Origin of the sequence: Pandoraea sp. PE-S2T-3, from assembly GCF_002179965.1 — a bacterium.
Taxonomy (GTDB): domain Bacteria; phylum Pseudomonadota; class Gammaproteobacteria; order Burkholderiales; family Burkholderiaceae; genus Pandoraea.
In genome coordinates, this window is sequence record NZ_NGUQ01000018.1 from 671,903 (window position 1) to 691,674 (window position 19,772).

Genomic DNA, 19,772 nt, shown 5'->3' on the forward strand with positions numbered 1-19,772 from the left:
CTATGCAACGCTATGCCACCCGACGTGCCTCTGACGCCCGGTAGTGCCCCGGGGTCGCTGCCAGCAGTTGCTTGAACGTACGCTGAAAATGCGCCTGATCGGCAAAGCCCGCATCGAGCGCAACCTCCGCTATCGCATGCCCGCGACGCAACCGGGCCCGCGCATATTGAATGCGCTGATTCATCACGAACGCATGCGGCGTGAGCCCGTACTGGGCCCGAAATGCGCGCGTCAGATACGACGCCGACAACCCCGCCGCCTCGCAGATTTGCGCGAGCGTCAACGCCTCACGGCAATGCGCCCGGATGAATTCGGCCGCTTCGCGTAATTTGCGCGGATCGTCCCGCATCGCCCGTGGCGCCGGGTTCAACCGCTCATGTGCATCGACGAAAAACTGTTGCACGACGCTCTCGCGCGCCAGTTGCTCGCTCGCCGGATCGCTGCAAACGTCGTAAAGCCGGTTCAGGCCGGCGTACAACGTGGCGTCGGTCGACGACAACGGATCGAACAGATGCAGATCCTGTCCGTCGCCAAAGCCCAGCTCGCGCTGCAATGCGCCCAGCCACGCGGTGTCGACAAACAACATGCGATACGCCCACGCCTCATCCCCCACGGGATTGCAGGCATGCACGGCATCGGGGTTCATCACCACGACACTGCCTTCACCCACGGTCTCGCGCGCGCGGCCATTGAGGTAGGTACTGCGCCCGCCCGTCACTACGCCGATCGAGAACGTTTCGTGGCTATGCAACGCATAGCAGACACGCCGCCCGTCGAGCACTTCGCGCGCTTCAATGAATGGCAACGCCGGATCGCGCCAGAACGTCGACGGATACGGGCAAGGAACGGTAGCTCGAGACATAGGTGTCGTCAGTTCGGTAAAACCTTCATGCGGCGTCGCCGCCCACGGCAGGTTGATCAGCATCGGCGGACGTGGGCGACATCGATGCCATCGATGAGTTAGCCGACATATCGACGCTGCCCACAGCCCCCGCTTCCACGCTGTCGAGCGGGCTCGTGCCGTCGGCTTCGGCCACCAGCCACGCCGCGATGGCGTCGCGCTGTGCGTAAGCATCGGCCTCGCCCAAGGCGATCAACTCCTGCGTGTAAGACGATTCGAACAGCAGATAACTCGCGAACGCCGCGCCACGCGCCTCATCCGCGCCAATCGCGCCCAGCATGGTGCGCACGGCCCGCGGCAATTGTTGCAGATGCCGCGACGCAATCGGTTCGAGCCGCTGACTCGGCGAAATCACCAGCGTCTCTATCGGCCGCCAACCACTCGATTCGCGCTGCGCCGCCGGCACGTGCCGCAGCACGTTGTTGATGTGTTGCAGACGTTCGAGATCGGCTGACAACCCGTCGATGAACACGCTCGCGAGCGCCTGACCGCCGATCTGCGCGAGACTCGGATAACCCGCGATGCGCTCGCCGCTACTGTCGAGACCATACTGCCCATGCGCCGCACCGATGATCAGGATGCGCGTCGCGCCCAGATGAATCGGCGGACTGAGCGGGGCGATCTGACGCATGGAGCCATCACCGAAATACTCGGGCTGGCCATCGAGATCGAGTTCGATCGCAGGAAAGAGAAACGGAATCGCACTCGATGCGAGCAAGTGTTCGACAGTCAGCGGCACCGCACGGGCGAGCCGCAGCGATCGCTTCCAAGGCTGGATCGGCTCACCGCTCTGATAGAACGTGACGTGCTTGCCCGACGAATACGACAACGCAGTCACCGACAACGCCGATAACGCCCCGGAAGCGAATACTTCGGGCAACCGCTCAAGACGGATCGCGTTGCGCAACATCTCGGCAAGTGGCGACCAATCGAACAGTGAGCGCGGCGACCGGCGCAACGCCCACCCAAGCGACAGCGCAGCGAGCCAGCGGGCGCCCGTGCCCGCCATGCCAAGCGAGTCGGCACGAAACACCTGACCCGCGTGGAACTGACGCCACACGGCGTCGAGCTTCATCACGCCATGCTGGAAGTCGTCGGCATGGGAGGCCAGCGCCGCCGCGTTGATCGCGCCAGCGGAGGTGCCACAGACAATCGGAAAAGGGATCGCGCGTCGCGACGGCAGTACTTCGCGCTGGATGGCGGCAATGGCCGCGAGCACACCCACCTGATACGCGGCGCGCGCGCCGCCCCCCATCAAGACGAGTCCGGTGCGTTCGCCTGAAATCATGGGGTGCCTCCCTGTTGTTGTTATCCCGCCCGGCCGTGGGTGTCTGCCCGATGCCGCCTACACGGTCTAAGCGGCCTAAGCGGTCTAAGCGATCTCACCACGCCCACGGCGTGGTTTTGCCAGCACGTTTCGCCGGTGCCTTGACGGCGCTCTTGGCCGACGTCCGGGCCTCGGCCGATTTCACTGCCGGAGGTGCTTTGCCCGGCGCTTGGCTGGTCTTGGCGGACGGCGTCGACTTGGCAGCTTTCGCCGACTTGGCCGGTGCCTTGGCCGCAGTCTTCGCGCCGCCCGCAGAGGCAGTCTGCTTCGACGACTTGCTTGCCGCCGTCTTGCCCGCAGCCTTTCCGGCCGTCTTTCCAGCCGTCTTTCCGGCTGCCGAGGCAGTGCGCCCCGAGGCTGCCTTAGCGGCATCAGTCGCGGCATCAGTCGCGGCCTTGGTCGCCGCTTGCGTTGCCTTCGTCGCGCTAGCCGCAGCCTCGGACATCTGCGCTGCGGCCGCTTCCGTCATATGCGTGGCCGATACGCCCGCAGCCTGCGCCGCCGCAGCGATCTGATCGAACTGCGCACGCATGGCGTTGAACCACATCGACGGGTCGAGGGCACCGTAGGCGTTGCTCGCCTGTGCAAAAGGCGATTCGGCGCCAGCGGCACCCTGCCCACCCTGCGGCGGTTCGTTGGCTGCCTCAGCCGGCTCCGGTTCGGCTTCAGGTTCCGGTTCGGGTTCCGGCTCAGGTGCGTGCGCCTGCGACTCGACGTCTTGCGCCGGTTCCGATCCAGCAAACGGGGAACGCCAGAAGTTGCCACCGGCCTGTGCGAATTGCGAGAAAGCCGACGCGGCCTGCTCCGCGCCTGCCGCCCCGGCAGCCGCCTGCGAGAAGCCAGCGGATTCGCCCGACGGTGCGGCGCCGAACCCACCATTGCCAAAGGCCCGCAGCGTGGCATAGGTGGCGCGCTGCACTTCGAAGGCCTGAATCGTCGAGCGCAGCACGTTCAGGTTGAGCGTGAGCCATTGTTCGACGGCGCGCATTTCGGCAATCCGGTTTTCGATCTCGTTCGGATCGAGCAGCGGCGCGGCACTCTGCATCAACTGCGTGAGCGGCGACGTAAAGGTCGCAGGCGGACTGAACGCCTCCCACATCTTCTTGAGAATGTCGAAGCCGTTGGGCATGGCACTCGTCGAATCGCTCATCTTGATCTCCGGTCACGGTCGGCGGCAGAACCACTTGCACCGCGCTGTCAGGGTCATGAAGCAGGTAAATCCAGCAGGCAGGCGGGCCGCCCGCGCATTTACCGCGTGTTGTTATGGATCATACGCCGAGCCTGCGTGAATCGTATGTCAGGCTCGATCCGATTCAGAACGGTGCATCGCCGCTGTAATCGGGCGCACGGCGCTCGCGCAGGGACGCGATGCCTTCGCGCACGTCGGGCCCGGCAAAGCCCATGAATTCCAGCGCGAGCGACGCATCGAACGATGGCCCCGCGCTGCGCAACCAGTTGTTGAGCGCGTACTTGGTCCAACGAATCGCCGTGGTCGAGCCGCGCGCGAGCTTGTCGGCCACTTCGAACGCCTTGGGCAACAGGTCGGCTTCGTCCACCGTCAACGACACCAGCCCGATGCGCTCGGCCTCTTCGCCGGACACGGGCTCGCACAGCAGCAGGTAGTACTTCGCTTTCGCCATGCCGCACAGCAGCGGCCAGACGATCGCCGCATGGTCCCCCGCCGCCACGCCCAGACGCGTGTGACCGTCGATGATGCGCGCGGTCTTTGCCGCAATCGAGATGTCCGCCAGCAGTCCGGCCACCAGCCCCGCCCCCACGGCCGGGCCATGCATCGCCGAGACGATGGGCTTGCTGCAATTGATCACGTTGTAGACGAGATCGCGCGCCTCGCGCCACACCCGGGCACGCACGTCGAAGTTGTCGGCCATGTCTTCGACGAGCGACAGGTCGCCGCCGCCGGAAAAACCCTTGCCTTCCCCGCGAATCACCACGGCGCGCGTGTCGGGATCGCGATCGATATCGCGCCACACGTCGGCCAGTTCGCGATGCATGTGATGGTCAGCGGTCGACAGGCCGCTCTTGTTCGCGCCCGCGCCCATGATGACTTCGAGCACGCCGTTCGGATGCCGCTTGAATTGCAGCGACGAGTAGTGTTGATACGGGTCTTGCGACATGGTCTACCGCTCCAAAAAAACATCCCCGCACAGGCGGGGATTGGAAAAACGACGGCATCGGGCGAACCCGGCACCGCCGACGGTCATCAATGCTTTTCAGGTCAGCGCGCCGGTCACTGGGCCAGCAGCCACTTGCCGTTTTCGATCTTGACCATCACACGGGCGCGCTGGTCGAGCCCCAGGTGATCGGTCGTGCTCATGTTGATCACGCCATTGGTGACATGCACTTCCTTGCTCTGTTCGAGCGCGTCGCGCAGTGCCTTGCGGAATTCCGGCGTGCCCGGCTTGGCCTTTTGCACAGCGATCGGAATCGCACGTTGCAGCAGAATGCCCGCATCCCATGCATACGAACCGAACGCCGCCACGGTACCGGCACCGTACTTGGCTTCGTACTTCTTGATGTAGTCGAGGGCGACGGTCTTGGCCGGGTGATCGGCCGGCAGTTGCGACGCCACCAGCACCGGGCTGGCCGGCAGGTAGGTGTTGTTGCAGTCCTTGCCGCAAACGCGCAGGAAGTCGTTATTGCCCACGCCGTGGTTGTGGTACACGAGGCCCTTGTAGCCGCGCTCGGCCAGTGCCTTGGGCGGCAATGCGGCCGGGGTACCGGCAGCACCGACGACGACAGCATCAGGGTTGGCCGCCATGATCTTCAGGATCTGACCGGTCACGCTCGGGTCGGTACGCGCGAAACGCTCGTTGGCGACCATCTTGATCTTTTGCAGCGCGGCGAACTTGGCGACTTCGTCATAGAACGCTTCACCCAGCGCGTCGCCCTGACCGATGAAGGCCATCGTCTTCACGCCGTGACGGCTCGCATGCTCAGCAATAGCGGAAGCCATCTGCGCGTCGGTCTGCGGCGTCTTGAACATCCAGTAGCGCTTGGCGTCGACCGGCTCGATGATGCGTGCGGACGAAGCGAGCGAGATCGTGGGCGTGGTGCCGCTGGCGATCACGTCGAGCATGGCCAGCGTGTTCGGGGTGATCGACGAGCCGATGATGGCGTCGACGTGGTTCTCGGAGATGAGCTTCTTGGTGTTCTGGACGGCGGTCGTGGTGTCCGAGGCGTCGTCCAGAATGATGTAGTCGACCTTTTGGCCACCGATTTCGGTCGGCAGCATGGTGATGGTGTTGCGCGCGGGAATGCCGAGTGAGGCGGCCGGGCCGGTGAGCGAAATGCTCACGCCGATCTTCACCTGAGCGGCGGCACCACCGGCCAACGCCAGCAACATCGCGCCCAGCAGTGCAGTGCGCACGGGGTTTCGCATGAAAAGTCTCCAATCCAATTCTGGTCGAGCCCGCGCTGTGTTGTTTTCTTGCGTAAAGCGCCCGGGACGGACACCTCGCGCCGCGCCGGCGAAAGTCAGAGCCAGCCCGTGATCCCGGTAGGGGTACGAACCGACTCAAGGAGACAAAGAATAGCGGAGCCAGAATTGCCAGCCATATCCGGGTTCACCCTATGCCGGTGACTTTCGACGCGTCGGGATAGGCCGGCGAGCGCGCTGAAGCACCCGCCGACACCGACCCGCATGCCACCGGCAACCCGCGATTACTCGTCGAGCGGCGCCACCGCCTGATCGATGGCCCCGAAGATCGACTTGCCCTGCGCGTCGAACATTTCAATGCGGACACGATCGCCATAGCGCATGAACTGCGTCTCGGGCGCACCCTTCTCGATGGTCTCCAGCATGCGCTTCTCGGCAATGCACGCGCTGCCCCGGCTGCGATCCTTGTTCGAGATCGTGCCCGAACCGACGATGGTGCCCGCGCGCGCATTGCGCGTCTTGCACACGTGCGCCACCAACTGGCCGAAGTCGAACACCATGTCTTCGCCGCATTCGGGCGCACCGTACTTCTTGTCGTTCCACTTCACCGTCAACGGACGATGAACGCGCCCGCCGCGCCACGCGTCGCCCAGTTCGTCAGGCGTGATGGCGACCGGCGAGAACGCCGTCGCGGGCTTGCTCTGGAAGAAGCCGAAACCCTTGGCCAGTTCGGCCGGAATCAGGTTGCGCAGGCTCACGTCGTTGACCAGCATCAGCAGGCGCACGCCTTCGAGCGCGCGGGCGGGGCTGGCGCCCATCGGCACGTCGGAGGTCACCACGGCAACTTCGGCCTCGAAGTCGATGCCGAAGTCTTCCGAAGCACACACGATGTCTTGCGTCGGCCCGATGAAGTCGTCGCTGCCGCCTTGGTACATGAGCGGGTCGGTCCAGAACTCGGGTGGCATTTCGGCACCGCGTGCCTTGCGCACCAGTTCGACGTGGTTCACATAGGCCGAACCGTCCGCCCACTGATACGCGCGGGGCAGCGGCGCCATGCAGTCGGCCGGGTCGAACGCGAAGGTGTTGCGGGCACGGTGGTGATTGAGCGCGTCGTACAGCGCTTGCAGTTGCGGCGCGTAGAAAGTCCAGTCGTCGAGCACGCGTTGCAGCGTGGGGGCCACGGCGTCGGCAATGCAGGCGCTCGACAGATCGCGCGACACGACGATCAGTTGACCGTCGCGCGTGCCGTCCTTACGGGTAGCGAGTTTCATGTGATGGTGTCTGCGGGCGGTCTCAGGCCCGATAGAATGGCGCGTGAAGCCGACGATTCTACCTGAGGGCATCGCCCGCGCTGCCCCTCGAAAATCCGGGGAAATCGCGCGGGCAGCACCGGTGGCCGCCTCGCACAGCCACCGCGACGAGGAAAACAGAGACATGAAAACCAAGACTGCGGACACCCGTAGCGCCAAACGCACCGACCCTGCCGACCCTGCCGACGACGTCGATCACGCGGATCACGCCGATCAGGCCGACCACGGCGACGACGCGAGCGCCGCCCCCGAGGAGGAGAAGGCGCGCTCGGGCATTCAATCGATCGAAGTGGGCTTCCGCCTCATCGAGGTACTGACCGACGCCTCGAACGCGATGATGCTGCGCGATCTCGCTCACGCGGCCGACATGAATCCGGCCAAGGCACATCGCTATCTCGTGAGCTTCCAGCGGCTCGGCCTCATCGTGCAAGACCCCGTGAGCGGACGCTACGACCTCGGCCCGTTCTCGCTGCGCATGGGGCTCGCCCATCTGGCCCGCATCGACGCGTTCAAGGCGGCGCGCTTTGCGTTGGGGGAATTGCGCGACGCCATCGACCAGACCGTGGGCATCGCCGTCTGGGGCAATTCCGGTCCGACCGTCGTCCATTGGCTCGATTCGACGTTCCCGATGCGCGTCCCGTTGCGCTTGGGCGATGTGATGCCGATGCTCGAATCGGCTGCGGGGCGCTTGTTTGCCGCCTATCTGCCCACCCGGCAGACGGCACCGCTCATCGATACCGCGCTGGCCACGCTGCAACACGCGTCGCGCCATCATCTGCCTGCCACACGTGCCCAGTACGATGCGGTGCTCGATGATGTGCGCGACCACCGCGCCGCCCGCGTGGAGGGCACGGTGCTGCCGTCGGTGAATGCCTTCTGCATGCCGGTGTTCGACGCGACCGGACAGTTGGTGATGGGCCTCATGGCGCTGGGCCCGGAAAGCCGGTTCGACGCGAGTTGGGGCGGTCCGATCGACACGGCCCTGCGCACGCTGGCACAACAACTCTCCGCCGATCTCGGACAGGCGCACGCGCCCCGGCACCCGGCTGCGACTTGACCGGAACTTGACCGGAACTTGACTGGAACCTGACCGGCGCGACCGCGGGCGGCGAACGCACGGTAATCATCCAGAACCGCAGGCGGGCGTGCCGGTCGAACCAGATGCAACGCAATATGAGATGCTGACGGCCTGACTATCCGTCGTTCCGTCGTTCCGTCATTCCGTCATTCCGTCGTTCTGGCCTACTGATTCGTGTCCTTGCCTGCCAACCGCCCGCCTCGCCAAGCTGCGCCCGATGCCCCTGCCGACGCCGCCACCCGGGCACCGGCCGGTCCGACGCCGCCCGCACGGCCCCGCAAGCGCTGGCTGTTGTGGGTCTCGGTGGTGCTGGCAGTGTTTGCCGTGCATGTGCTCATCGCCCTCTGGGTGGCCGTGCATCGCACGACACTCGACGACACGCCGATTCCGAGCATTCCGATCACGCTGATTCCGCTCAAGCCCGTGGCGCCGCCCGCACCGCCTGCGCCGCCCGAGCCGAAGCCCGCCCCCAAACCGCGCCCGAAGCCGAGCGCACCGCCCGCACGCCCCGACACGCTTGCCGCCCCGGAGACGACCGACGCCCCGGGGCCGCAGGCCGCGTCCACGACCGAAGCCGGCGAAGGCAACACGCCCGGCGCGCCGGCCAGTGGCGCCAGCGCCCCGCAGCCACCCGGCCCGGCTCTGACGGCCGCCGCCGCCAATGGCGACAAGTTCGACCCGCCGCCGTCGGTCACGCTCACGTACGACGCCCTCATGAACGGCGTGCGCAACCAGACCGGCGAGCTGCATTGGGTCAACAACAACGGCCACTATCAGTTGCGCGTCGCGGTGCCGATCATCTTCTTCGGCACGTTTGAATTCATCAGCGAAGGGGGTTACGACGTCAACGGCATCGCCCCATCGCGTTATGTGGAAAAACGCGGACGCCGCGCCGAATACACCACCGATTTCCACCGCGACGGCACGCCCACGCTGTCGTTCTCGCGCTCGGGCCAGTCGGTGCCGCTGGCCCCCGGCGCGCAAGATCGCTTCAGCGTGATGATGCAGTTGGCCGCCTACGCACGCGGCAACCCGGAGCGCTATACGCAAGTCGGCGTCACGCACGAGTTCACGGTCGTCGATACCGACAGCAGCGAGGTGTGGCCGGTGCAGTACGTCGGCAGCGAGACGCTGCAAACGCCGCAGGGGTATCTCGAAACCCGCCACTTCACGCGTCTGCCACGCCGCAACGGCGACGAGCGGCGCGTCGACATCTGGCTCGCCCCGGCGCTCGACTGGCTGCCCGTACGGGTGAGGCAGGTCGAGCCGTCGGGCAACGAGTTCGAACTGATCTTCACGCAGAAGACGCAGCCCTGACACGCCCTACCTCGCCTGACATTCGCGACACTTCGTCCCAAACTGGCGACTCAATAGTGTTTAGATCGTCGAGTGATCTAGGATTGATGCGGCTTGTCGGGCGATCTGTTGCCGCACTGCTACGATTCGATGAGCATAAGTTCAACGTTCCTGACATAATCAGAAACATCCCACGGGATTGACGATAAAGGGCCGAACACGATGAAAGTAAGTGCTAACGGCGTATCGCTTCATTACGCGGTGGACGGCCACGGACCTTGGCTGACACTGGCGCATCCGTTGGGGGCGGACCTCACGGTCTGGGACGACCTCGTGCCGACCCTCGCCGCGCACTTCCGGGTCCTGCGCTACGACAGCCGCGGCCACGGCAAGAGCGACGCGCCGCATGGCCCTTACACCATAGCGCAGTTGGCCGCCGACGCGGCCGCCCTGCTCAATTCGCTGGAAATCCCGAGTACGCATTTCGTAGGCATCTCGATGGGCGGTGCCGTCGCGCAGCAGCTTGCGCTGGACGCCCCCGAGCGCATCGACAGCCTCACGCTGATCGACACGACGTCGGGCTACGACAAGGCAGATGCGGCGCTCTTTCGCGAGCGCGCGGTCAAGGCGCGCGACGGCGGCATGAAGGCGCTGGCCGACGGCACGATGGAGCGCTGGCTCGGCAAACGCTTTCGCAAGCACGAACCGGAAGTGACCGAACGCATTCGCCATCTGGTCGCCCATACCAACCCGGAAGGCTTTGCCGCCTCGTGCGAGGCCCTCGCCGCGTTCGACGTGCGGGCACGCCTGTCGGAAATCGCGCTGCCGACACTGGTCATCGTCGGTGAAAACGACCCGAGTACGCCGCCCGCCGTGGCCCGCCGCATCGTCGAAGGCATTGCGGGAGCACAGTTGGAGATCGTGCCCGACGCCGCCCACCTATCGATCGTGGAGCAGAAACAGTTAGTAACTAATGCGGTTGCAACGTTTTTGCAGGGAGCCGCATCTAACGTTTGAACCTGCACAAAGCAGGGGACTTCCTGAAATTGTGGAACTTGTCGATAAGGAGGACCAAAACCATTGAATTCGTCAGCCGGTGTGCCGATAAGCGAATCATGGGGTCATACCTCTTGAAATCGCGCCGCGTCGCCCCTATGTGGGTTACCAAGGACCATGCAGGAACACCAGGAGAGTTGCCATGCTCATGATTTACAACAGCCCGAATTACTATGTCGTCGAGTTTTCAGCCGATAACGGCAGTCACTCGCTGTCTGCGGGTGGGTATGAAATCGTGGACAAAACCGCTGGCCGTGAAATCTTTCTCGACGGCTCGCTTGCCCGGCAATTCCGTGAAGAAGTGCAGAAATTGATCGCCAGCGAACCATCCGAGGACGAAGTCGATGAATTCCTCGGGCAGTTCGACACCTTCATGACGAACCCGGTCGTGCTCCACTGACGCAAACACCGTACGCGGTGCCGCCAGACGAAAAACCCTCGCCATGCGAGGGTTTTTTCATTCCGGCGAAGCTTGCTGCGATGTCAGAGTTTCTTCAGCGCATCAACATCTAAGCCGCTCAGCACTGTTCCCACGCCAGCCCATCGAAGCGCCAGCCGTTGACCGCATTGCGGTGATGGGTGGCGTTCAGATCGCCTTCGAAACCGTGCAGCACCCCGTAGACATTCAGGAAGCCTGCCGCTTCGAGCGCCTCACCCGCGGCCGAACTCCGGTTGCCGCTGCGGCAGATCAGCACGACGGGCCGGTCACCGCCGGCGCCTGCCAGCTTGCGCACGCTTTGCACGAAGTGCGGGTTGATCTCCCAGTCCGGGCCGTCGTTCCAGGCCACGTGGATGGCCCCTGCCGGATGCCCGACGAACAGGTACTCCATCTCGCTGCGGCAGTCGACGAACAGCGCGTTGGCGTTGGCTTGCAGAAACTTGTTGGCAGCACTCGGGAGCAGGAATTCCATGTCGTCGGGGTAGAGAGTCAATGTTTCAAGTCGCCTTGCGGGCAGAAGCTCAAGTCACCGCAAGCGCGTGTGCGAGGTGTGTGCGAGGCGTCTGGCGCCCGCCCGGCGCGGCCCGCGAGCGAGCGGGATGCGCCAAAACCATTACAATTATAGGTTTTCCGGCCACTCCAAGGCGACGCTCGTCATGACCACCGCTTCCCCCTCCACCGCCAACGCTGGCGCTGGCACCACGCCGGCCGCCACCGTACAGCCGCCGACGCTCCGCTACACCCGTGGGCAAGCACTGCCGGCGTTGCTCGAATCGCGCATCCTGATTCTGGACGGCGCGATGGGGACGATGATCCAGCGCTACAAGCTCGACGAGGCACAGTATCGCGGCGAGCGCTTTGCCGACTTCGCGCACGACGTGAAGGGCAACAACGAGTTGCTCTCGCTCACGCGTCCCGAGGTGATCAGCGAAATTCACCGCAAGTACCTCGCCGCCGGCGCCGACATCCTCGAGACGAACACGTTCGGGGCAACGACGGTCGCGCAGAGCGACTATCACATGGAGCATCTGGCCGACGAGATGAACCGCGAGTCGGCGCGTCTGGCCCGTGAGGCCTGCGATGCCTACAGCACGCCGGACAAGCCGCGCTTTGCCGCCGGCGCCATCGGCCCGACGCCGAAGACTGCGAGCATCAGCCCCGACGTGAACGACCCGGGCGCACGCAACGTCGACTTCGACCAGTTGCGCGACACCTACTACGCGCAGGCCAAATCGCTGCTGGAAGGCGGCGTCGACCTGTTCCTCGTCGAAACGATTTTCGACACGCTCAACGCCAAGGCTGCACTGTTCGCCATCGACGAGCTGTTCGAAGACACGGGCGAGGTGCTGCCGATCATGATCTCGGGCACCGTCACCGATGCCTCCGGCCGCATTCTCTCGGGCCAGACGGTCGAAGCGTTCTGGAACTCGCTGCGCCACGCCCGCCCGCTCACGTTCGGCCTGAACTGCGCGCTGGGCGCCACGCTCATGCGTCCGTACATCGCCGAGCTGGCCAAGCTGTGCAACACCTACGTATCGGTGTATCCGAACGCAGGGTTGCCCAACCCGATGAGCGACACCGGCTTCGACGAGACGCCGGACGTGACCTCGGGCCTGTTGAAAGAATTCGCGCAGGCCGGTCTGGTGAATCTGGCCGGTGGCTGCTGCGGCACCACGCCCGAACACATCGCCGAGATCGCCAAGGCGCTCGCCGACGTCAAGCCGCGCCGCTGGCCGGCGCAGTACCGCAATGATGAGGATGATGCAGCATGAGCCAAACGCCCAACGTGCCACCGATGCGCCTGTCCGGCCTCGAGCCCTTCAATATCGGCGAGGGCACGCTCTTCGTGAACGTCGGTGAGCGTACCAACGTCACCGGCTCCAAGGCGTTCGCGCGCATGATCCTGAACGGCCAGTTCGACGAAGCGCTCGCAGTGGCCCGTCAGCAGGTCGAAAACGGCGCGCAGGTCATCGACATCAACATGGACGAAGCCATGTTGGATTCGAAGGCGGCCATGGTGCGCTTCATGAATCTGATCGCCTCCGAGCCCGACATCGCGCGCGTGCCGATCATGATCGACTCGTCGAAATGGGAAGTCATCGAAGCGGGTCTGAAGTGCGTGCAGGGCAAGGCCATCGTCAACTCGATCTCGCTCAAGGAAGGCAAGGAAGCGTTCCTGCATCACGCGAAGCGTATCCGCCGCTATGGCGCCGCCGCGGTCGTGATGGCGTTCGACGAGAAAGGGCAGGCCGACACCTACGCGCGCAAGACCGAGATCTGCCAGCGCAGCTATCGCGTGCTGGTCGACGAAATCGGTTTCCCGCCCGAAGACATCATCTTCGACCCGAACATTTTCGCGGTCGCCACCGGCATCGAAGAACACAACAACTACGCGGTCGACTTCATCAACGCCACGCGCTGGATCAAGGAACACCTGCCGGGTGCCAAGATCAGCGGCGGCGTGTCGAACGTATCGTTCTCGTTCCGGGGCAACGACCTCGTGCGCGAAGCGATTCACACCGTGTTCCTGTATCACGCGATTCAGGCCGGTATGGACATGGGCATCGTCAACGCCGGCCAGCTCGGCGTGTACGAAAACCTCGATCCCGAACTGCGCGAACGCGTGGAAGACGTGGTGCTCAACCGCCGCGACGACAGCACCGAGCGTCTGCTCGAAATTGCCGACCGCTTCAAGGGCGGCGCGCAAAAGCGCGAAGAAAATCTCGAGTGGCGTAATCAGCCGGTCGAAGCCCGTCTGGCACATGCGCTGGTGCACGGCATCACGAACTTCATCGTCGAAGACACCGAGGAAGTGCGCCAGAAGATCGACGCCGCCGGTGGGCGTCCGATTCAGGTCATCGAAGGCCCGCTCATGGACGGCATGAACGTGGTCGGCGACCTGTTCGGCGCCGGCAAGATGTTCCTGCCGCAGGTGGTCAAGAGCGCCCGTGTAATGAAGCAGGCGGTGGCGCACCTGGTCCCGTTCATCGAAGAAGAAAAGGCGCGCATGGCCGCCGCCGGTGAAGACGTGCGCTCGAAGGGCAAGATCGTGATCGCCACGGTCAAGGGCGACGTGCACGACATCGGCAAGAACATCGTGACCGTGGTGCTCCAGTGCAACAACTTCGAAGTCGTGAACATGGGCGTGATGGTGCCGTGCGCTGAAATTCTCGCCAAGGCGAAGGAAGAGGGCGCGGACATCATCGGCCTGTCGGGTCTCATCACGCCAAGTCTCGAAGAGATGGCCTACGTGGCCTCGGAAATGCAGCGCGACGAGTACTTCCGTCTGCGCAACATTCCGCTGCTCATCGGCGGTGCCACGACCTCGCGCGTGCACACGGCGGTGAAGATCGCGCCGCACTATGACGGCCCGGTGATCTACGTGCCGGACGCCTCGCGCTCGGTATCGGTCGCCTCGAACCTGCTGTCCGACGACGCGGCGACCAAGTACCTCGCCGACGTGAAGGCCGACTACGAGCGCGTGCGCACGCAACACGCGAACCGCAAGGCCACGCCGATGGTGTCGCTCCAGACCGCACGCGAGAACAAGTTCAAGGTCGACTGGTCGACCTACGTGCCGCCCAAGCCGAAGTTCATCGGCCGCCGCGTGTTCAAAAACTACGATCTGGCCGAACTCGCGCAATACATCGACTGGGGTCCGTTCTTCCAGACGTGGGACCTCGCCGGCCCCTATCCCGCGATTCTCAACGACGAGATCGTCGGCGAATCGGCGCGCCGTGTGTTCTCCGACGGCAAGGCAATGCTCAAGCGCCTGATTCTCGGCCGCTGGATCACCGCCAATGGCGTGATCGCGATGCTGCCCGCCAACGTGGTGAACGACGACGACATCGAGATCTATACCGACGAGTCGCGCAAGGAAGTCGCCTTCACGTGGCGCAACCTGCGCCAGCAGAGCGAGCGCCCGGTGGTGGACGGTGTGCGTCGCCCGAACCGTTCGCTGGCTGACTTCATTGCGCCGAAGGACAGCGGTGTGGCCGACTATATCGGCGTGTTCGCCGTGACGGCCGGTCTGGGCGTGGACGCCAAGGAAGCGACCTTCCTCGCCGATCACGACGACTACAGCGCGATCATGCTCAAGGCGCTGGCCGACCGATTGGCCGAAGCCTTCGCGGAGTGCATGCACACGCGCGTGCGCCGCGACTTCTGGGGCTATGCAAGCACTGAGACGCTCGACAACGACGCGCTGATCAAGGAAGAGTACGTGGGTATTCGCCCCGCACCGGGCTACCCGGCCTGCCCGGAACACTCGGTCAAGGGACCGATGTTCCATTACCTGCAAGCCCACGAAATCAACATGAGCGTGACCGAATCGCTCGCCATGTTGCCGGCCGCGAGCGTGTCGGGCTTCTATCTCTCGCATCCGGACAGCACGTACTTCAGCGTGGGCAAGATCGGCCCCGATCAGGTCGAGGACTTCATGGAACGCATGGGCGTGGACGAAGCCACCGCGCGGCGTCTCCTCGCCCCGCAATTGTCGTAACGCGTCATCACGTCTGCATGGTCTGCATGACATAATCGCGGCGGCGTGCCCCGGCTCATCGATCTGACTCGTTGACCCGGGTGTCACGCCGCTGTCGCAACTTGGGCGTAGTGTCGCGCCCGATCGGGTTGCCGCATACCGGTCCTCTCGCCCCGCGCGGAGGGCCTGCACCGTGACCGTCATTTCGAGACGTCCCATGCACGCACTGCAAAACATCCAGAATTTCCAGCTCTATCCGCTGCTCAATACCCTGCTCTCGCTCACGGTCGCGTTTGTGCTCGGCAGCATCATCGGTGTCGAACGGCAGGTGCGCCAACGCACGGCGGGCCTGCGCACCAACGTGCTCGTGGCCGTGGGCGCCGCAGCATTCGTCGACTTGTCGATGCGGCTGATGCCGGGCGACACGCGGGTGATCTCGTACGTGGTGTCGGGGGTCGGTTTTCTCGGCGCGGGCGCGATCATGAAAGACGGCGCCTCGGTGCGTGGCCTGAACACGGCCGCGACGCTCTGGGGATCGGCCGCCGTCGGCGCGGCGGCCGGCGCAAGCATGCTCTTCGAAGCGGTCATCGTCGCGGCCTTCGTGCTGGCGGCCAACACGCTGCTGCGCCCGGTGGTGAACCGCATCAACCGCGCGCCAATCAACGAAGCCACCGCCGAAGCCACTTACGCGCTGTCGGTCATCTGCGCGCGCACGACGCAGCGCGAAGTGCTCGACAAGGTCGAAGCGTGGCTCGAAGCGTCGAACTACCCGGTGCGCGCGCTCGACATCCACCCGTTTGGCGAAGCGGAAGTCGAAATCGAAGCGCTGCTGTTGCCCACGGCCGTCAAGGCGGGCGAACTCGATGCGCTCACCGACCATCTCGAGACGCTGCCGGGTGTGAATCAAGTGTTCTGGTCGAGCCGTTCGGACGACTGACGACTTCCCCCTTGCGTCGCAATCTCCCACGCGAATTGCGGCCTTCTCGTGGGAGAAAGCCGAATTACAAACGATTACAAAGCCTTACAGCACCGTGGTTTGCGGACTCTTAGACTGAAATCTCACTAACGCAAGTGAGGCCTGTACCCAGTATCCCTACGATGTGCAGTGCAATGCAAAGGAGTCCATCTGATGAAAAAGCTGATCATTTCGGTTGCTGCCCTGACCCTCGCCGGTGCCTCGGCACTGAGCTTTGCCCAAGGTGCTGGCGGTGGCGGCGCAGCCGGCCCGGGCGGCGGCAGCACGACCGCACCGACGACGCCGATGCCGAGCCGGGCCGATCCGACTTCGCCGGCGGCCCCGACGCCGGGTGCACAGACCATGACGCCGTCGAACCCGCATCCGAATTCGCATGCGCAACAGCCGCGTCACAGCACCAAGAAGACGCCGAACAACGGCAACACCGGTAACGGTGCCACCAATGCGCCGGATAACGCACCGGGCAAGGCCCAGTAAGCATGCGGGGCGCTCGGGCGCCCCAATGCTTCCAGCCGGTCGAGCGTCACCACTGCATCATTGCTGCCCCTCGCCCGGGGGTGACCTCTTCCGGCCGGGCATAAAAAAAGCAGGCTCACGATTCGTGGCCTGCTTTTTTTTCGACTTCGGTGACGGGTTTCAGTTACCGGTTTCCCACATGACGGCGACATTGAGCTTGTTGGCTTCGCGCAGCATGTCGAGCAACGGATACGCGCGTTGTGCGAGCCGCAGGCGGTTGTCTTCGTCGCGCTCGTCGGACTTCTTGCCCTCGCTTTCCTTCTTCGCGGCTTCGTTGTCTTCCGCAATCGCGGCTTCGAGCTTGGCGATCGCGCCGCTGGTTTCGTCATCCCCGATCGCCCCGCGTTCGCCGAGCTTTTTGCCGACGAGACCGAGCAGATACTGTGCGAGATTTTCCAGCATGGTGATATTCGGTGACGCTTTCGACTTGAACGTTACCAGCATGGTTGCCTCCTTATTCGACTTATCCCCACTGCCGCTGCGCCCCCATGTCACGTAATGCGCGGGGCCGCGGGCACCGTGGAATCATCATACACCTGTTAAAATCCGGTGCTGACGATTCAATTGCCTGTCTGGACGCCGTCCGGACGCACCCGAAACACCCGCCATGCTACCCGCCCAAAAGAATGCTCTCGTCGCGCTGATCGGCGACGTCGTTACCGGCCTGCTGCCGACTGACGGCACCGCACCGGCCGCGCCGACGATCCTGCTGGAACGCCCGAAAGTCGCCGCTCACGGCGATCTGGCCTGCAACGTCGCGATGCAACTCGCCAAGCCGCTGCGCGCCAACCCGCGCGAGCTGGCGCAGAAGATCGCCGAAGCGATTCTCGCCGACGCACGCGCCAAAGGTCTGGTCGACGCTGTCGAAATCGCCGGCCCCGGCTTCATCAATCTGCGACTGGCCAATGCCGCCAAGCAGTCGGTGGCCAGCGCCATCCTGACCGAAGGCGCTGCGTTCGGCCGCCGTGCCGCCAGCAACGAAGCCGCTCCGGTGCTCATCGAGTTCGTCTCGGCCAACCCGACCGGCCCGCTGCACGTCGGTCACGGCCGTCAGGCCGCGTTGGGCGACACCATCTCTGCCCTGCTCGACACGCAAGGCCGCCCGGTGCACCGCGAGTTCTACTACAACGATGCCGGCGTGCAGATTCAGACGCTGGCGACGTCGGTGCAGGCCCGTGCGCGCGGCTTCAAGCCGGGTGACGCCGAGTGGCCCGAGTCGGCCTACAACGGCGACTACATCGGCGACATCGCACAAGACTTCCTCGCCGGCAAGACCGTGCAGGCGTCCGACGGCGAGCCGGTCACCGGCAGCGGCAACGTGGAAGACATCGACTCGATCCGCGCGTTTGCGGTGGCGTATCTGCGCCGCGAGCAGGACATCGATCTGCAAACGTTCGGCGTGATCTTCGATCAGTACTATCTCGAGTCGTCGCTGTACGCCGACGGCAGCGTCGAGCGCACGGTACAGGCGCTCATCGATGCCGGCGTGACGTACGAACAGGACGGCGCGCTGTGGCTGCGCACGACCGACTACGGCGACGACAAGGACCGCGTGATGCGCAAGTCCGACGGCACGTTCACGTACTTCGTGCCCGACGTGGCGTATCACACGCGCAAGTGGGACCGCGGCTTCCACCAAGTCATCAACGTGCAGGGCTCGGACCACCACGGCACCATCGCCCGTGTGCGCGCCGGTCTGCAAGCGCTCGGCATCGGTATTCCGAAGGGCTACCCCGACTACGTGCTGCACAAGATGGTCACCGTCATGCGCAACGGCGAAGAGGTGAAGATCTCCAAGCGTGCCGGCAGCTACGTGACCGTGCGCGACCTGATCGAATGGTCGGGCGGCATCACGGCCGAGACGCCGATCACCGACCCGGCTGCCCGTGAAGATGCGCTGCGCCGTGGCCGCGACGCCGTGCGGTTCTTCCTGATCTCGCGCAAGGCCGACACCGAATTCGTGTTCGACGTGGATCTCGCGCTCAAGCAGAACGACGAGAACCCGGTGTATTACGTGCAGTACGCGCACGCCCGCATCTGCTCGATCCTGACGCAGTGGGGCGGTGACGAGGCGCAACTGGCGAGTGTCGATCTGTCGCCGCTCGACAGCGAGCGCGCCCTCGCGTTGCTGCAATTGCTCGCCGAGTATCCGGACATGCTCACGCGTGCCGCCGAAGAACTGGCCCCGCACGCGGTGGCGTTCTATCTGCGCGATCTCGCGGGCGCGTTCCACTCGTTCTATAACTCGGACCGCGTGCTGGTCGACGACGAAACCGTCAAGCATGCGCGCCTCGCGCTGCTCGCGGCGACGCGTCAGGTGCTGCGCAACGGTCTGGCCGTGCTGGGCGTGTCCGCACCGGCCAAGATGTAACTCCAACCACTCCGGACCGGAAACGCAACGGAACTCTGTAAGGACGGAATCGACTCGATGGCAAACAAACGTCGTCAGCCCCGCCAGCGGGGCGGCACATTCCTGGGCATCGTGCTCGGCCTGATCGTTGGGCTGGCCGTTGCCGTCGTTGTTGCGCTCTACATTACGAAGACGCCGACCCCGTTCGTCGAAAAGACGCCGCCGCGCCCTGCCGACAACTCGCCGGCCGCGCAGCCGCCCGATCCGAACAAGTCGCTCCAGCCGCGAACCCCGCTGCCGGGCGCGGCCCCGGGCACCGTGACGCCGGACACCGCGTCGCAGCCGGCCGTCACGTCGCCGCTCGTCCCGGGCACGCCTGTCACGCCGGAAGCCACGGCACCGGCGGTGCCGGCCACGCCGGCCACCCCGCCGGCCAAGCCCTCGCCGGCCGACATCCTGAACGGCAAGTCGACCGTCCCGGTCGCGCCGCCGACGACGCCCCCGGCCAGCGCCACGGATAACGCCAGCACGGGTTATTACCTGCAAGTGGGTGCGTTCAAGTCGCAAAACGACGCCGAGCAACTGCGTGCCAAGCTGGCCCTGTCGGGCTTCGAAGCGAAGGTGACGCAGCGCGACGCCAACGGTC

General features: G+C 64.6%; 18 protein-coding genes. 10 read left to right on the forward strand and 8 right to left on the reverse strand.

Going from position 1 to position 19,772, the window contains the following annotated elements; all coding sequences use genetic code 11:
* Positions 1-10: 10 nt before the first annotated feature.
* The 6 genes from CDV46_RS18500 to CDV46_RS18525 all read right to left on the reverse strand — a co-directional run bounded on the left by CDV46_RS18500 (position 11) and on the right by CDV46_RS18525 (position 6,896).
* Complete coding sequence (locus CDV46_RS18500; protein ID WP_087724183.1) at positions 11-862, reverse strand: AraC family transcriptional regulator; 852 nt, start codon at positions 860-862, stop codon at positions 11-13.
* Positions 863-887: 25 nt separating this feature from the next.
* The gene (locus CDV46_RS18505; RefSeq protein ID WP_087724106.1) at positions 888-2,189 is read right to left on the reverse strand and encodes a patatin-like phospholipase family protein; all 1,302 of its coding nucleotides are present in this window, start codon (positions 2,187-2,189) and stop codon (positions 888-890) included.
* 94 nt (positions 2,190-2,283) lie between these two features.
* Positions 2,284-3,378 (reverse strand): PhaM family polyhydroxyalkanoate granule multifunctional regulatory protein, encoded by a 1,095-nt coding sequence (locus CDV46_RS18510; protein ID WP_087724108.1) that lies wholly within the window; start codon positions 3,376-3,378, stop codon positions 2,284-2,286.
* A gap of 163 nt (positions 3,379-3,541) precedes the next feature.
* Positions 3,542-4,363, reverse strand: a complete 822-nt coding sequence (locus tag CDV46_RS18515) for an enoyl-CoA hydratase/isomerase family protein (protein ID WP_058377029.1) — start codon at positions 4,361-4,363, stop codon at positions 3,542-3,544.
* A 113-nt stretch (positions 4,364-4,476) separates the two neighbouring features.
* A complete protein-coding gene (locus CDV46_RS18520) occupies positions 4,477-5,628 on the reverse strand; it encodes an ABC transporter substrate-binding protein (protein ID WP_058377028.1) in 1,152 nt (383 codons plus the stop codon).
* 281 nt (positions 5,629-5,909) lie between these two features.
* Positions 5,910-6,896 carry a fumarylacetoacetate hydrolase family protein gene (locus tag CDV46_RS18525; protein WP_087724111.1) on the reverse strand — a complete coding sequence of 329 codons (987 nt, stop codon included), beginning with the start codon at positions 6,894-6,896 and terminating at the stop codon, positions 5,910-5,912.
* Between the two features lie 163 nt (positions 6,897-7,059).
* Between CDV46_RS18525 and CDV46_RS18530 the strand changes: the two genes are divergently transcribed.
* The 4 genes from CDV46_RS18530 (at position 7,060) to CDV46_RS18545 (ending at position 10,765) form a co-directional block, all read left to right on the forward strand.
* Positions 7,060-7,992, forward strand: a complete 933-nt coding sequence (locus CDV46_RS18530; RefSeq protein WP_087724114.1) for an IclR family transcriptional regulator — start codon at positions 7,060-7,062, stop codon at positions 7,990-7,992.
* A 195-nt stretch (positions 7,993-8,187) separates the two neighbouring features.
* Positions 8,188-9,330, forward strand: coding sequence for a DUF3108 domain-containing protein (locus CDV46_RS18535; RefSeq protein WP_140413416.1), 1,143 nt, complete (start codon positions 8,188-8,190; stop codon positions 9,328-9,330).
* 201 nt (positions 9,331-9,531) lie between these two features.
* The gene (gene pcaD, locus CDV46_RS18540) at positions 9,532-10,326 is read left to right on the forward strand and encodes a 3-oxoadipate enol-lactonase (RefSeq protein ID WP_087690021.1); all 795 of its coding nucleotides are present in this window, start codon (positions 9,532-9,534) and stop codon (positions 10,324-10,326) included.
* A gap of 181 nt (positions 10,327-10,507) precedes the next feature.
* A complete protein-coding gene (locus CDV46_RS18545) occupies positions 10,508-10,765 on the forward strand; it encodes a BTH_I0359 family protein (RefSeq protein WP_058377023.1) in 258 nt (85 codons plus the stop codon).
* Positions 10,766-10,883: 118 nt separating this feature from the next.
* Here CDV46_RS18545 and CDV46_RS18550 read toward each other — a convergent pair whose 3' ends face one another.
* Complete coding sequence (locus CDV46_RS18550) at positions 10,884-11,276, reverse strand: rhodanese-like domain-containing protein (RefSeq protein ID WP_058377022.1); 393 nt, start codon at positions 11,274-11,276, stop codon at positions 10,884-10,886.
* A 184-nt stretch (positions 11,277-11,460) separates the two neighbouring features.
* On the opposite strand from CDV46_RS18550, the gene CDV46_RS18555 reads away from it, so the two are divergent.
* From CDV46_RS18555 to CDV46_RS18570, 4 genes are all read left to right on the forward strand, one after another.
* Positions 11,461-12,576 (forward strand): homocysteine S-methyltransferase family protein, encoded by a 1,116-nt coding sequence (locus tag CDV46_RS18555; RefSeq protein ID WP_087690023.1) that lies wholly within the window; start codon positions 11,461-11,463, stop codon positions 12,574-12,576.
* Positions 12,577-12,599: 23 nt separating this feature from the next.
* A complete protein-coding gene (gene metH, locus CDV46_RS18560; protein WP_087724185.1) occupies positions 12,600-15,305 on the forward strand; it encodes a methionine synthase in 2,706 nt (901 codons plus the stop codon).
* A 205-nt stretch (positions 15,306-15,510) separates the two neighbouring features.
* Positions 15,511-16,221, forward strand: a complete 711-nt coding sequence (locus CDV46_RS18565) for an MgtC/SapB family protein (RefSeq protein ID WP_058380039.1) — start codon at positions 15,511-15,513, stop codon at positions 16,219-16,221.
* Positions 16,222-16,413: 192 nt separating this feature from the next.
* Positions 16,414-16,737: a hypothetical protein gene (locus CDV46_RS18570; RefSeq protein ID WP_058377020.1), complete on the forward strand. Its 324-nt coding sequence runs from the start codon at positions 16,414-16,416 to the stop codon at positions 16,735-16,737.
* Positions 16,738-16,896: 159 nt separating this feature from the next.
* Here the strand turns inward: CDV46_RS18570 and CDV46_RS18575 are convergent, their stop codons facing one another.
* Positions 16,897-17,220, reverse strand: a complete 324-nt coding sequence (locus CDV46_RS18575; protein ID WP_087724116.1) for a DUF1840 domain-containing protein — start codon at positions 17,218-17,220, stop codon at positions 16,897-16,899.
* Between the two features lie 163 nt (positions 17,221-17,383).
* Here CDV46_RS18575 and argS point away from each other — a divergent pair, with 163 nt between their 5' ends.
* Positions 17,384-19,147 carry an arginine--tRNA ligase gene (gene argS, locus CDV46_RS18580; RefSeq protein WP_087724118.1) on the forward strand — a complete coding sequence of 588 codons (1,764 nt, stop codon included), beginning with the start codon at positions 17,384-17,386 and terminating at the stop codon, positions 19,145-19,147.
* Positions 19,148-19,204: 57 nt separating this feature from the next.
* A partial coding sequence (locus CDV46_RS18585) for an SPOR domain-containing protein (protein WP_087724120.1) occupies positions 19,205-19,772 on the forward strand: 568 nt, incomplete at its 3' end.